Consider the following 13,521-nt stretch of genomic DNA (forward strand, 5'->3'; position numbering starts at 1 on the left):
ACCCGGAAGCTAAGCCTTTCAGCGCCGATGGTACTGCAGGGGGGACCCTGTGGGAGAGTAGGACGCCGCCGAACAATCATTGTGGGAAAGCCCCGTGCCTTGTGGCACGGGGCTTTTCTGCGTTCACCACCCGTTCCCCCCGCCCGGTCTTCCGAGTTTCCGCCGCCTCGCCTCCAGCCGATCACCCGGGGGTGACCAGGCGGGTGTCGTACGCCAGGATCACCGCCTGCACGCGGTCCCTCGCGCCGGTTTTGGCGAGTATGCGGGTCACATGCGTCTTGACCGTGGACTCGGCCAAGTGGAGACGGGTCGCGATCTCCGTGTTGGACCAGCCCCGGCCGATCACCGTCAGGATCTCCCGCTCGCGTTCCGTCAGTGCGGAGATCCGCGGGTCCGAGGCAGCCGGGGCGCCGGGCACGGCCGGGAGGTGGTGGACGTAGGCGTCGAGCAGACGGCGCGTCAGGGCCGGGGCGACCACCGCGTCGCCGGCGGCCACGGCACGGAGGCCGGCGAGGAGTTCCTCGGGCAGGGCGTCCTTGACCAGGAAGCCGCTGGCGCCCGCGCGCAGACCCTCGTACGCGTAGGCGTCGAGGTCGAACGTCGTGACGATCAGGATGCGGCTGGGGGCGCCCGACGCGATGATGCGGCGGGTCGCCCCGATCCCGTCCAGGTCCGGCATGCGGACGTCCATCAGCACGACGTCGGGACGGTGGCGGGCGACCAGTCGGACGGCCTCGGTGCCGGTGCCGGCCTCGCCGACGACCGTCATGTCGTCCTGGCTCTCCAGCAGCATGCGGAAGCCGAAACGCTGCATGGGCTGGTCGTCGGCGATGAGTACGGTCGTCACGGCTGCGTCTCCTCCAGGGGAAGGCGGAGCTGTACCTGCCACCCGGTGCGTTCCGGCAGCGGTCCCGCTTCGAGGGTGCCGTCGTACAGCGCGGCGCGTTCGCGCATGCCCATGATGCCCTGCGGTGGGGCGGGGGCTTCCCCGCCCCCTGCGGACGGCCCGGCCCCGGGGCCGGGCCCCGTGCCCGTGTCGGTGATGCGGGCGTCCAGGTGGGTGCGGGTGTAGGTGAGGGCGACCGTCGCGGACAGGGGTGGCCGGTGGGGTTCGCCGGGTGCGCCCGGACCCGGCACGGAGGCGGCGGAAGGCGTGGCGGGTGCGGCGTGCTTGAGCGTGTTGGTGAGGGCTTCCTGGACCACGCGGTACACGGTGAGTTGGCGGCCCGGGGTGAGCGTCCGGGGCCCCGGTTCGCCGTGGAGCTCCAGGCGCACGGGCAGGCCCGCCCTGCGTACCCGGTCGATGAGGGGCGCCAGTTCGTCGAGCGTCGGTTGCGGGGCGCGTTCGGCGTCGGAGAGGTCGTCGCGCAGGACGCCCAGGAGGCGGCGGAGTTCGGACAGGGCCTGCCTGCTGGTGGCGCCGATGGCTTCGAGCGCCTGACCCGCACGTTCGGGGCTCTTGCGGGCCGCGTACGCGCCCCCGTCCGCGAGGCCCGTGATGACGGACAGGTTGTGGCCGATGATGTCGTGCATCTCCCGGGCGATGCGGGTGCGTTCCGCGGCGGCCGCGAGCCGGGCCTGCTGGTCGCGTTCGTGTTCCAGGCGGTGGGCCCGCTCGACCAGGGCCTCGGTGTACTCGCGCCGGGTGCGTACCGCGATCCCCAGCAGCACGGTGAAGACCAGGCCCCAGAGGTACGAGACCATTTCCTGGCCCCAGCCGGGGAGGAGGCGGACACCGGCGGACAGGACCGGGACGACGAACAGCAGGGCCGCCGCCCCGACCGTACGGAACGAGGAGCGCAGGACGAGCTGGAAGACCGGGACCAGCTGGAGGAGCGAAGCCTGCACCACGGCCCCCGTCCAGACGTTGACGAGGGATATCGGGGTCATGAGCAGGACGACGGCCAGAGGGTGGGTGCGCCGCCACAGCAGCGGCAGCGAGAACCCGAGGCTCATCAGGAGTACCAGGTACTCGGGGGCCGTCACATCCTCGTGCGCGGTGGTCCGCCAGCCGCCGGAGGTGTAGTCGAGCACCGCGGCCACCACCCAGAACCCGGTCACCGCCGCGTCCCAGACCCGCGGGCGGCTCCGGTCGAACGCGCGGAGCCGGTCCAGGGCCCCCTGGACGATCCGGGTGAGGGGAGGGGCCGTGGTGCCGGCGCCCCGGGCCTTCGACGGAACGCCGGCCGAACCGCCCGCCCGCGTGCGTACGGGGTCGCTCGCCTGCGTGCCGGACCGGGTGCTGGACCGGTCGCTCCTCCGGGTGCTCACGTGGTCGCCCTCCTCGGGGGTCAGACGTCGCGGTGCTTCAGCGCCACCGCTGCCGCGCCCAGTGTCGTACCCGTCCACAGGGACAGAGCGAGCAGGGCGGGGCCGGGGGCGGCGGTGCCCGGGACGGGAGTGGCGGAACCCAGGGCTCCGGCGGCCTGGGTGGGGAAGTACTGGATGGCGCGCTCGACGAGGTCGTACGGAAGCATCCCGAGGATCTCCGGGAGGATGACGACTCCGGCGATGAACGCGCCGATCGCACCCGGGACGGAGCGCAGCAGGGCTCCGAGGCCGAGGGCGAGCAGCCCCATGAGGGTGAGCGCGAGAGCGTTGCCCGCCACGGCGCGCAGCACGCCCGGATCGGTGAGCGAGGCCGCCTGGTCGGTGTCGTGGAGGAACGCCTGGGCCCCCGCGAACGTGACCAGTCCCGTGGCGAACATGGCGGTGAAGGCGGTCGCGGCGAACACCGCGGCCTTGGCCCACAGGACGGGAAGCCGGGCGGGCACGGCGGTGAGCGAGGAGCGGATCGTGCCGGTCGCGTACTCGCCGGCGGTCATGAGGATGCCCAGGACGACCAGGAAGAGCTGGGCGAGCATGCTGCCGTACAGCGTCAGGACGACGGTGTCGACGTCGGAGTCGCCGCCTCCGGAGGTGTAGGTGCCGCCCATGACCAGGCCGACGCCGAGGACCATGACGACTGCGAGGACGACGGTGATCCAGGTGGAGCGCAGGGAGAGGAGCTTGTGCCACTCCGAGCGCAGGACGCGGGCGGGAGTGATCCGGTACGGCGAGGCGGGCGGCATCGGTGCGACGGGCGGGGCGGGACGGGTCGTGCTCACGTTGCGGCTCCGGTGGGGGTGGGGACGGTCGAGGGCCGCGGCTGTCGTCGCGGGCGGTGTTCCGCCGATTCCCGGGTGAGGTCCATGAAGGCCTGCTCCAGCGACACGGTCTGCGGCGTGAGTTCGTGCAACGGAATCGCGTGTGCGGCGGCCACGGCTCCGATGTGGGCCGCGTCCGCTCCCCGGACGCGCAGTTCGCGGGCCGGGGCGTCGGCGGTGGGGACGCGGGGGGCGGTGGTGACGGTCACCCCGGGGGCGGTGAGGCGGGTGGTCAGCTCCGCCGCCCGCGGGGTGACGACCTTGACGGACGCCCCGCCCGCCGAGCGGACCAGTTCGGCCACCGTGGTGTCGGCGAGAAGCCTCCCGCGACCGATGACGATCAGGTGGTCGGCGGTGAGGGCCATCTCGCTCATCAGGTGGGACGAGACGAGCACCGTACGTCCTTCGGCGGCGAGCGAGGTGAGGAGAGTGCGGATCCACAGGACGCCCTCGGGGTCCAGGCCGTTGACCGGTTCGTCGAGGAGGACGGTGGCGGGGTCGCCCAGGAGCGCGGCGGCGATGCCGAGCCGTTGGCCCATGCCGAGGGAGAAGCCCTTGACCCGTCGGTGGGCGGAGCCGGTCAGCCCGGCGAGGTCGATGACCTCCTCGACGCGGCGGCGCGGGATGCCGTGGGTGTGGGCGAGGGCCGTCAGGTGGTGGAACGCGGACCGCCCCGGATGGGCGGACCGGGCCTCCAGCAGCGCGCCGACCCGGGTGAGGGGTGCGGGGTGGGTGGCGTACGAGCGCCCGTTGACGGTGGAGCGGCCGCGGGTCGGGCTGTCGAGGCCGAGCAGCATGCGCATGGTCGTGGACTTCCCGGCGCCGTTGGGGCCGAGGAAGCCGGTGACCGTGCCCGGGCGGACGGTGAAGTCGAGGTCCTGGACGACGGTTCTGTCGCCGTACCGCTTGGTGAGGCCGTGGGCTCTGATCATGCGCCCGACGCTACGGAGCCGCCGGGACGGGGTCGTCCGACCGGGGGTGGGGCGTGGGGCGGGCGGTAGTACCGGGGTACGACGGCGGGGGCTGCCACCGGTGCGGTGGGGTGCGGCGGAGTGGGGCGTCGGGCGGGGGGCCGGTGGCGGCGGTTTTAGTCGGTTGAATGCGCGGAGGGCGGGGGCGAAGATCAGGACATGGACTATGTAGTGCGTGGCGTGCGGGCCGACGAGTGGCCGCAGGCCCGGAAGCTGCGGCTGGATGCTCTGCAGGACCCGGCGGCCCCGGTGGCGTTCCTGGAGACGTACGAGGACGCGGTGGCGCGACCGGACGCCTTCTGGCAGGGGCGTACGGCCGATGCCGCCGAGGAGGGGGCTCGGTGGGTCCGGCAGTTCGTCGCGGAGTCGCCCGAGGGCGACTGGGTGGGGACGGTCACCGTACTCGTCGAGAGTCCGGACGAGGAGCCGCGGTTCGGGGAGGCCGTCACCGTGGACCAGGCGCACCTGGTGGGGGTGTTCGTCCGCCCCGAGGTGCGGGGGACCGGGGTGGCAGACGCGCTGTTCCGGGGGGCCGTCGCGTGGGCCTGGTCGTTGTCCGACCCCCGGATGGAGCGGGTGCGCCTCCACGTGCACGAGAAGAACCCGAGGGCCGCCGCCTTCTACCGGAAGTTCGGCTTCCGCCCGTCCGGCCGGCAGATCGCCGCCCCGGGCGGCCGGGGCGAGCATGAGCTGGAGTACGTCCTGGGGCGGGAGGGGTAGGGCGCTTCGGCGGACCGGGCCGGCGTGGCCGGGACTTCCCGTCGTCGGCGCCGCCCTCGGTCACGGAGCGATCGGCCGGTAGGCCAGGGCCCGGTCGACCACCCCGGCGGCCGTGAGCTCGCCCTCCGGCGGCCAGTGGATCAGGTCGCTGACGTAGCCCGACGGACGGGCCAGTGCTCGGTCAAGGCTTTCCAGCCCTCCGTGGAGCTCGTCCTCCGACGCGTAGTCCCCCGCCACGATCCGCTCCACGCGTGCGACCGCTTCGGCCCGGCTCATCGTCACGGCGCCCCGTCCCCTCGGCTCCAGCCCGGCGAGCGGTGGGGCCGGCCGGAGAGGGGCATCAGCCGGCGCCCGGGGCGGGAGGGCGCAGCCGGTCTCCCCAGTGGGCGCGGCCCTGTTCCTCGGAGCGGAGCAGCACCAGGGCGGGCATGCCGCGGTCCTGGCCGGTCGCCAGCAGTTCGGGGAGCCGGGGAAAGGGCGCCACGGCCGCGACGTCGTCGAGGACGAACGTCATTGGTGGGTCGAGCCGGCCGGCGGGTGACCGTGCGGCCATGCGGCGGCCGTGCTCGACCACGTCTGCGACCAGCGCGGTGAGGAGGGGCATCGCGCCGGGGCGGGAGCGGGGATCCTCGATGGATTCGCCCACCAAGTAGAGCGTTCCCCCTTCGGCGGCAAAAGAATCCAACGCGAGGGAATCGGCGCGGTTCGCCGTGCATGCCTCGCGGATGTGCACCGTGGACAGGGCGGCGAACGCCCGTACCGTCAGTTCCTGTGCCACCTCCCGCCGTTCGGGATAGGCGGTGAGGGCGGATTCCAGCAGCCCGGCGAGGCCGGAGGCCGCCTTGGGGTGCGTACGGAGGAGGCGTACCGGTTCGTGGGCGCCGGAACCGGAGGCCCAGCGGAGGACCTGGCGGAAGGGGCGGCCGTCCACCGCGGCGGCGTGCAGCCAGCACTGGAGGAGCGTCTGCGCGGTGTCGGCCACCGCCGCGTCGACCCTGGCCCGGGGGCGTACCGGGGCGAGCAGCGCGGCGGCGCGGGAGGCGGCGGTGTCGGGCAGCTCGCACCCGGCGGTAGGCGGGCCGGGGTGTCGCAGAGGTGGCCCGGGTCGTGGACGAGGACCGGCCCGAGCTTGCCGCGGGCGTCCTTGGTCTCGGCCCAGACGGCGGGGTCCGAGGTGACGACCACCGTGGGGCCCTCGGCGTCGTGGACGGCCCGCACGGCGGTGGGGCGCCGGGCGGCGGCGGGGGCGTGGACGAGGAGGGAGGCGCGGGGGGAGGGGAGGTGGACGGAGGGGGCGCCGCCGGGGGCGCCGGGGGGCGATGGCCGGCCCGCGCCGGGGGGCGCGTACACGGGCGCGTACACGGGCGTGGGGGCGGGGGCGGGGGCGTACGCGGAGGGGTGGGAGGGCGCGGGTGACGGCGTCGGCGCGTGTTCGTACGCGTGGGGGCCGGCGGGCGTGTGCGGGGCGGCGGTTGCGTGCGGGGCGGCGGGCGTGTGCGGGGCGGCGTGGTCGGTGGCCGGAAGGCCCGGGACGGCGTCGGGGGGCGGTGCCGCGGCCGGTGGGGGCGGCGTGGTCGTCCGCGGGGCCGGGGACGGCGTCGCGCGGGCGGCGGCGCGTTCCTCGCGGCGGCGTTCCCGTACGGACCGGCCGCGGGCCACGACGCCGACCGTGAACACGGTGAGGACCAGCAGCACCATCAGCTCACCGATGAACAGGCCCCAGAACAGGCCGTGCCCGGAGAGCTGGGCCCGGGGCGTCTCCGGCCAGGCCGCGGCGAGGTCCTGGGGGGAGGTGGCCAGTTCGCGCAGGGCGAGCGGGGCCCGGGTGAACGACACGCCGTCCGGCCAGCCCCCGTGGGCGAGGAGGCCGGCGAGGCCGGTGGCCGTCCAGGTGACCAGGGTGGCGGCGAGGAGGAAGCCCAGGAGGCCGATCAGCAGGCCGTCCGGGATGCCTCCGCCGCCCCCGTTCCCCTCGGGTCCGTCGTAGGGGGCCGGGCCCCGGCCCCCTACCGGGTGGCGTGCCATGTCAGGCCACCGTGGACTGCGACGACTCGTTCATCCGCTGCTGGTGCTCGATCCGGGCCGCCCGCTGCTCCGCCTCCAGCTCGGCGGCGCGGATGTCCTCGGGAAGCTGGTCGTCCGTCGACCCCTCGGTCATGGCGCGGTCGGTGAAGACCAGGGGGCGTTCGGCCTCGGTGATCAGGTGTTTGACCACCTGGACGTTGCCGTTGACGTCCCAGACGGCGATGCCGGGGGTGAGGGTGGGGATGATCTCGACCGCCCAGCGGGGCAGACCGATGACCCGGCCGGTGGCTCTGGCCTCGTCCGTCTTCTGGGCGTAGATCGTGCGGGTGGACGCCATCTTGAGGATGGCGGCGGCCTCCTTCGCCGCGGCCCCGTCCACGACGTCGCTGAGGTGGTGGACGACGGCGACGAAGGAGAGTCCGAGCCGACGCCCGAACTTCAGGAGGCGCTGGAACAGCTGCGCGACGAAGGGGGAGTTGATGATGTGCCACGCCTCCTCCACCAGGAAGATGCGCTTCTTGCGGTCGGGCCGGATCCAGGTGTGCTCCAGCCAGACACCGACGATGGCCATCAGGATCGGCATCGCGATCGAGTTGCGGTCGATGTGCGAGAGGTCGAAGACGATGAGGGGCGCGTCGAGGTCGATGCCGACGGTCGTGGGCCCGTCGAACATGCCGCGCAGGTCGCCGTCGACCAGCCGGTCCAGGACGAGGGCGACGTCCAGGCCCCAGGCCCGTACATCGTCTATGTCGACGTTCATCGCCTCGGCCGACCGGGGCTCGGGGTGGCGCAGCTGCTCCACGATGTCCATCAGGACCGGCTGGCGGTCGGTGATGGTCGTGGTGACGAAGGCGTGCGCCACCTTCAGCGCGAAACCGGAACGTTCGTCGAGGCCGTGGCCCATGGCGACTTCGATGATCGTGCGGAGCAGGGCGAGCTGGCCGGTGGTGGTGATGGAGGGGTCGAGCGGGTTGAGGCGGATGCCGCCGTTGAGCGCGGCGGCGGGGTCCAGGCGGATGGGGGTGATGCCCAGCTCCTGGGCGATGAGGTTCCATTCGCCGACGCCGTCCTCGCCCTGGGCGTCCAGCACGACGACCTGGCGGTCGCGGAAGCGGAGCTGGCGCAGCACGTACGTCTTCTCCAGCGCGGACTTGCCGTTGCCGGACTCGCCGAGGACGAGCCAGTGGGGGGCGGGGAGCTGCTGCCCGTACAGCTGGAAGGGGTCGTAGATGTAGCCCTTGCCGCTGTAGACCTCGCGGCCGATGATCACGCCGGAGTCGCCGAGGCCGGGGGCGGCGGTGGGGAGGTAGACGGCCTGGGCCTGGCCCGTGGACGTACGGACGGGGAGGCGGGTCGTCTCCACCTTGCCGAAGAGGAAGGAGGTGAAGGCATCCGACAATGCGGACAGGGGGTCTCGCATGGTGGGGGCGCCCTCTCTGGGTCTTGTCGCGGGTGGCTGTATCGGTCGTGGGGTGAGACCCGCGTCAGCGGCGGATGCCGGTGGCGAACGGGAGCGTGTTCACGAAGGCCCGGTGGTGCTCGCGGTCGCACCACTCCAGCTTGAGGTACGACTTGCCGGCGGAGGCGCGGATCGTGCGCTTGTCGCGGGCGAGGGCCTCGGGGGAGCGGGACGACACCGTGATGTACCCGACCAGGTTGACTCCGGCCGCGCCGCTGGCGAGATCCTCGCCCCGCTGGTCGAGCCGGCCGTGGGCGGCGATGTCGCGGGGGTCGACCGTGCGGTTCATCTTGGCCTGGCGGCTGGCCTCGGCGTCGTCGTTGGTCTTCTCGGTCAGCATGCGTTCGATGGCGACCTCGGTGGGTTCGAGGTCCATGCAGACGGCGACGGTACGGATGACGTCGGGGGTGTGGACGAGGAGCGGGGCGAGGAAGTTGACGCCGACGGGGGTCATCGGCCACTCCTTCACCCAGGCCGTGGCGTGGCACCAGGGGGCCCGGGTGGTGGACTCGCGGGTCTTGGCCTGGAGGAACGTGGGCTCGACCGCGTCCAGTTCGGCGGGCCAGGCGTTGCGCTTGGTCATGGCCTGGATGTGGTCGATGGGGTGGTCGGGGTCGTACATGGAGTGCACGAGGGAGGCCAGCCGGCTCTGGCCGAGCGGCTGGCGCACCCGGATGTCGGCCTCGGCGAGGCGGGCGCAGATGTCGGTGAGCTCGCGGGCCATGACGACGGCGAGGCCGGCGTCGCGGTCGAGCTTGCGGCCGCCGTGGGGGCGGGCGGCGCGGGCCATGGCGTTGGCCTCGGCGGCCAGGTCGCGGCTGTAGTGCATACAGGCGACGAGGTAGGCGCGGTGCTGCTCGCTGGAGGTGGAGACCATGGACTGGAGCTGGTCGTAGGAGTCCTGGAGCCAGCCGGGCGCGTTCTTGTCGCCGCGCTGGGCGACGTCCTTGGCGTGGGCGTCGGGGTCGGCGGGGAGGGTGCGGGCGAGCATTTGGAGGCGGGTGACGAAGCCGTCGCCGTTGGCCACGTGTTTGAGGAGGGTGCCGAAGCGGTCGACGAGGGCTTCCTGGTCCTCGCTGTCGCGGAGGCCGACGCCGGGGCCCTCGATCTCGATGGCGGCGGTGACGGTGCGCCGGTCGGCGTGGAGGAGTACGGCGATCTCGTCGGGGCCGAAGGGGGCGGCGAGCCAGCTGATCCGGCCGATGCCCGGGGGCGGGCCGATCTCGACCTCGCGGCCGGTGACGCTGATGCCCGCTTCCATGGCGCCGGAGCGGTAGGCGGTGCCGCGGCGCAGGGAGCGCTTGAAGCTGCGGTTGATCTCGAACCACTTGTAGAAGGTGCGGCCCTTGTAGGGGACGTACACGACGGCGAGGGCGAGCATCGGGAAGCCCACGAGGCAGACGATGCGCATCGAGAGGACCGGGACGAGGAGCCCGCTCATCATGCCGAGGAACGCGCCGACGATGATCAGGGCGATCTCGCCGGTCTCACGGTTCTTGCCGATGATCGCGTTCGGCCGGGCGCGGCCGATGAGGTACGTGCGGCGGGGCGCCATCGTGTGGGACGGGGTGGTCAACGCCCTCCACCTCCTGTGCTCGAGTTGCCTGTGGTGCCGAAGCCGCCTCCGCCTCGGGAGGAGCGGCTGCTGTGGGGGGCGCCGGAGGTGGGCGCGGAGCCGCTGCGGGGCGAGGGGGCGGCCGAACCGCCGCCTCCGCCGGTCCCGCCTCCGCCGGAGGCACGGGAGCTGTGGGCGGCGACGCCGCCGCTGGCCGGGTTGGCGGGGCGGGCGCCTCCGCCGCTGTTCTGGTCGGTGCGGCCGCTGTGGGTCTTGATGCCCTGGGAGACGAGGGCGGCCGGGGAGCTGATCAGGGCGGCGGCCTGGGAGCCGTCGGTGGCCTGCTTGCGGTTGGTGCGGGCGCCCTGGATCTCGTCGCCGAAGCCGGGGACGAAGCGGTAGATCATGGCGGAGGCGAAGATGGCCAGCAGGATGATGGAGAGGCCGGAGACGACGGCGGAGAAGGCGTCGGGGCCGTCGCCGGTGGAGAGCGCTCCGGCGAGGCCGAGGACGATGACGATGACCGGCTTGACCATGATCACCGCGATCATGATGCCGGCCCAGCGGCGGACGTGGCCCCACATGTTCTTGTCGACGAGACCGGCGTAGACGACGATCCCGAGGAGCGCGCCGACGTAGAGCAGGGCGGCGCGGATCACGAGTTCGAGCCAGAGGACGCCGGCGGCGAGGATCGAGACGAGCGAGACGACGATCAGCATGATCGGGCCGCCGCCGATGTCCTCGCCCTTTTCGAGGGCTTCGGCGAACGAGCCGAAGAAGACGTCGGTCTGGCCGCCGGTGGCGGAGGCGATGGCCTCGGTGACGCCGTCGGTGGCGGAGACGATCGTGTAGAGGATCAGCGGGGTGAAGGCCGAGGCGAGGACGGTGAGCCAGAGGAACCCGACGGCCTCGGAGATCGCGGTGGTGAGGGGCACGCCGCGGATGGCGCGCTTGGCCACGGCGAGGAGCCAGAGGACGAGGGTGAGGATGGTGGAGGCCGCGAAGATGACGGCGTACTGCTGGAGGAACCGGGGGTTGGTGAAGTCGACGTTCGCCGTGGATTCGACGGCCTCGCTGAGCTTGCCGACGATCCAGGAGGCGGCGTCGGCGCAACCCCGGGCGAGGGAGGAGAGGGGGTCGAGGGAATCCGCGGGGTCGGGGGAGCCCGGCACGCTGCTGGGAGCGCCGTCGCCGTCGCCTTCCTCGCAGAACTCCTTCACCTCGCCGAACAGCAGACTGCACTCTTCGTCGGCGCTCGGTGAAGGCGTGGGCGTCGGCGTCGGGGCGGGCGTCGGATCCGCGGCCGCACGTCCGGCGAACGCCAGCGCGGCTGCTTGCAGTCCGATCAGCGAGGACGCCACCGAACGGAAGCGGTACTTGGGGCTACCTGGCATAAGTGAAGCCTCCGTACTCCTCTACGACCTTGCTGATCGTGTCGGACGGGGATGCCGGGACATCGCCGGGGACAGGTGCGGGACCGTCGCTCTCGGAGGCGCCGGTCACCTTCCAGTCACCGCCCGTCCACGACAGCTGAGCCGTCCACGTCTTCCAGGTCGTGCTCACAGGCTTGGTGGAATCCTGTCCGGACATGCCGATCAGGCTCGTGTACCAGACAGCCACCTTGGCGGTGTCGTGGTCGAACGCCAGCACCTTGGTGCCCACGGGAACGGTCCGGGAGATGAAGGTGCTGCCCTTCGGGGCGTTTCCCTCCGGATCGAGGCCGAGGCGCGCGAGGAACTCGGGTGAGTATGCCTGGTCCTGTGGCGCTCTGAGCCTGTCCGCCGCCTCGGGGGCGTAGACCGCGTCGAGGATCCGGTGGCGGCTCTCCTTCGTGAACATCTCCGCAGACCCCAGCGCCACCGCGTAGTTGGCCGCCGCGCTCTGCGCCCCCTGCTCGTCCCGGGCGAAGCCGGAGGGGATTGTTCCGTTCTTGCCCTGCACGGGCTTGGTGCCGGTGGCCGCGGTGGGGCCGCTTCCCGCGCTTCCGCGGTCCTTGGCCCCCGGGGAGGCGTCGTCGTCGCTGCCGCCACCGCGGTTGGCGAAGGCGATGGCGGCGATGAGGAGGACCACGACGCCGACGATCATCACGAGGGAACGGGAGGTCCGCACCGGCCGGCGGGCCTGGGGGAGGCCCGCGTCGCCGTCGGGCAGGCGGGTGCGGGTCTGACGCGTGCCGCCGAGGGTGCTGTACGGGTCGTCCGAGCGCCCCCCCCGGTCCGCGGAGCGGTAGTCGTGCTCGTCACCGGGGCTCATGCCGCGTTCGCTCCCTCGGTCGTGTGCGGATCCGCGCAGGTCGGCGCCGGCTGTGCTGGTTGCCGCTCGAACGCGGTGGGGTGACTCGACATCAGGGAAACGCGACCTCAGCCGGTGGGCACGACGGGCGGACGGTGGGGAGCGGGCTGGGACGGCCCGGAGCGGGACGGTCGACGGCGGGTCAGACGGCCATCCCGTACACGATGGTGAACAGGGTCCCCAGGGAGCCGATGATGAAGACCCCGGTCAGCCCGGCCACGATCAGGCCCTTGCCCTGCTCCGCGCTGAAGGTGTCGCGCAGAGCCGTCGCACCGATCCGCTGCTTCGCCGCGCCCCAGATCGCGATGCCGAGGCAGAGGAGGATGGCGATGGCCATCACCACCTCGATCATGATGCGCGCCTCGTTGCCCAGCGTCCCGAACGGCCCCCAGTCCGGAGCGATTCCGCCGATGATGGTGGTGATGTCGCCCTTCTCTGCTGCCAGGATCATGTAAGTCACCGCCCCTGTTGGGTAGTTCGCTGCCCATGCCGGCCGACACGGGTCGCCTTCTATCTTCGCTGATGAAACCGCGCTCGCACGACGTCTTCCGGGGTCTCTTTACCCGGATCTCGCACGTTTGACCGGGGCGGGCACCCTGACCTGCGGCTCGTCCCACTCTCCCTGCGCACACCTGGTCACTCTGTGTATCACGGGGTGTGACCAGGAGCAACGACGATGGCCATGGGTTCCTGAGGCGGTCGCAGCGTTCGCGGAGCACGGCGTGTTCGTATGCGCCGTTCGAGAGCCCTCGGTGCGCCGGTCGGCAACCCGTTCGATTCAGGGGAGCGCGCGACGCCGACGCGGGTGCGTACGGCGGTAGTAGGAGAAGGTGACGGCCCCGAGGAGCGGGCCCCAGAGGACCAGCGGCTGGTAGATGATGCCGACCAGGAGGCTGCCGGCCGGGGTCATGTCCGGGTGGGGGTACGTCCACCACCACGGCATGGCGGCCCAGATCGCCGTCAGCGCGAGAGCCCCCGCGGCGGCCGGCACGACGGCGGCCAGGGGACGGACGGGGCGGCCGCCCACGATCGGCAGCCATCGGGGGTACGTCTCGCCCCACGGCCGTACCAGTCCGAGGGAGAGCAGGGCGAGCAGCTCGCAGACGACGCTCAGCGTCAGCATCCACACCTTGGCGCCCGGGGTCTCGAACGGCACGAAACCGGTCGCGGTGTAGCCGGAGGGGAGCCCGCACACCATCGCCAGGCGCCACAGTCCGGTCGGCAGCACGAGCAGTGGGATCAACCGCGCCGCACGGACCGCCCACGGGGGAGGGGACGAGGACGGGGTCGTAGGGGCGGGTGCGGGGGTGGCCGGTTGTCGCTCGCGGATGCGCATGCGTTCCATCGTGGCCA

Annotated in this window: 12 protein-coding genes, 1 rRNA gene and 1 pseudogene; 2 read left to right on the plus strand and 12 right to left on the minus strand. The window is 72.7% G+C overall.

What is annotated here, in order from left to right:
• Positions 1 to 74 (plus strand): 5S ribosomal RNA (gene rrf, locus ACH4K1_RS31840); the annotation flags it as partial.
• A gap of 107 nt (positions 75 to 181) precedes the next feature.
• Here the strand turns inward: rrf and ACH4K1_RS31845 are convergent.
• The 4 genes from ACH4K1_RS31845 to ACH4K1_RS31860 all read right to left on the minus strand — a co-directional run bounded on the left by ACH4K1_RS31845 (position 182) and on the right by ACH4K1_RS31860 (position 4,078).
• Positions 182 to 847 carry a response regulator gene (locus tag ACH4K1_RS31845; protein WP_398093006.1) on the minus strand — a complete coding sequence of 222 codons (666 nt, stop codon included), beginning with the start codon at positions 845 to 847 and terminating at the stop codon, positions 182 to 184.
• A complete protein-coding gene (locus tag ACH4K1_RS31850) occupies positions 844 to 2,130 on the minus strand; it encodes a sensor histidine kinase (RefSeq protein WP_398093039.1) in 1,287 nt (428 codons plus the stop codon). The genes ACH4K1_RS31845 and ACH4K1_RS31850 overlap by 4 nt, the downstream gene beginning before the upstream one ends.
• A 161-nt stretch (positions 2,131 to 2,291) precedes the next feature.
• A complete protein-coding gene (locus tag ACH4K1_RS31855; protein WP_398093040.1) occupies positions 2,292 to 3,071 on the minus strand; it encodes an ABC transporter permease in 780 nt (259 codons plus the stop codon).
• 32 nt (positions 3,072 to 3,103) lie between these two features.
• The gene (locus ACH4K1_RS31860) at positions 3,104 to 4,078 is read right to left on the minus strand and encodes an ABC transporter ATP-binding protein (RefSeq protein WP_398093007.1); all 975 of its coding nucleotides are present in this window, start codon (positions 4,076 to 4,078) and stop codon (positions 3,104 to 3,106) included.
• 198 nt (positions 4,079 to 4,276) lie between these two features.
• Between ACH4K1_RS31860 and ACH4K1_RS31865 the strand changes: the two genes are divergently transcribed.
• Positions 4,277 to 4,837 (plus strand): GNAT family N-acetyltransferase, encoded by a 561-nt coding sequence (locus ACH4K1_RS31865; protein ID WP_398093008.1) that lies wholly within the window; start codon positions 4,277 to 4,279, stop codon positions 4,835 to 4,837.
• Positions 4,838 to 4,897: 60 nt separating this feature from the next.
• Here the strand turns inward: ACH4K1_RS31865 and ACH4K1_RS31870 are convergent, their stop codons facing one another.
• The 8 genes and pseudogenes from ACH4K1_RS31870 to ACH4K1_RS31905 form a co-directional block, all read right to left on the minus strand.
• A complete protein-coding gene (locus tag ACH4K1_RS31870; protein WP_398093041.1) occupies positions 4,898 to 5,113 on the minus strand; it encodes an e9imm peptide in 216 nt (71 codons plus the stop codon).
• 64 nt (positions 5,114 to 5,177) lie between these two features.
• Positions 5,178 to 6,862: pseudogene (locus ACH4K1_RS31875) on the minus strand (type IV secretory system conjugative DNA transfer family protein).
• Between the two features lies 1 nt (position 6,863).
• Complete coding sequence (locus tag ACH4K1_RS31880; protein ID WP_228994990.1) at positions 6,864 to 8,282, minus strand: ATP-binding protein; 1,419 nt, start codon at positions 8,280 to 8,282, stop codon at positions 6,864 to 6,866.
• A gap of 64 nt (positions 8,283 to 8,346) precedes the next feature.
• Entirely contained in the window at positions 8,347 to 9,897 is a 1,551-nt protein-coding gene (locus tag ACH4K1_RS31885) for an SCO6880 family protein (protein WP_398093010.1), read from the minus strand.
• Positions 9,894 to 11,270 carry a hypothetical protein gene (locus ACH4K1_RS31890; protein WP_398093011.1) on the minus strand — a complete coding sequence of 459 codons (1,377 nt, stop codon included), beginning with the start codon at positions 11,268 to 11,270 and terminating at the stop codon, positions 9,894 to 9,896. Before ACH4K1_RS31890 ends, ACH4K1_RS31885 begins: the two co-directional genes overlap by 4 nt.
• Complete coding sequence (locus ACH4K1_RS31895) at positions 11,260 to 12,129, minus strand: hypothetical protein (RefSeq protein ID WP_398093012.1); 870 nt, start codon at positions 12,127 to 12,129, stop codon at positions 11,260 to 11,262. Before ACH4K1_RS31895 ends, ACH4K1_RS31890 begins: the two co-directional genes overlap by 11 nt.
• Positions 12,130 to 12,310: 181 nt before the next feature.
• Entirely contained in the window at positions 12,311 to 12,619 is a 309-nt protein-coding gene (locus tag ACH4K1_RS31900) for a hypothetical protein (RefSeq protein ID WP_003968086.1), read from the minus strand.
• A 327-nt stretch (positions 12,620 to 12,946) separates the two neighbouring features.
• A complete protein-coding gene (locus tag ACH4K1_RS31905; RefSeq protein WP_398093013.1) occupies positions 12,947 to 13,504 on the minus strand; it encodes a hypothetical protein in 558 nt (185 codons plus the stop codon).
• Positions 13,505 to 13,521 lie beyond the last annotated feature (17 nt).

Source organism: Streptomyces sp. NPDC017448 (assembly GCF_044330565.1).
Classification (GTDB): Bacteria; Actinomycetota; Actinomycetes; order Streptomycetales; family Streptomycetaceae; genus Streptomyces.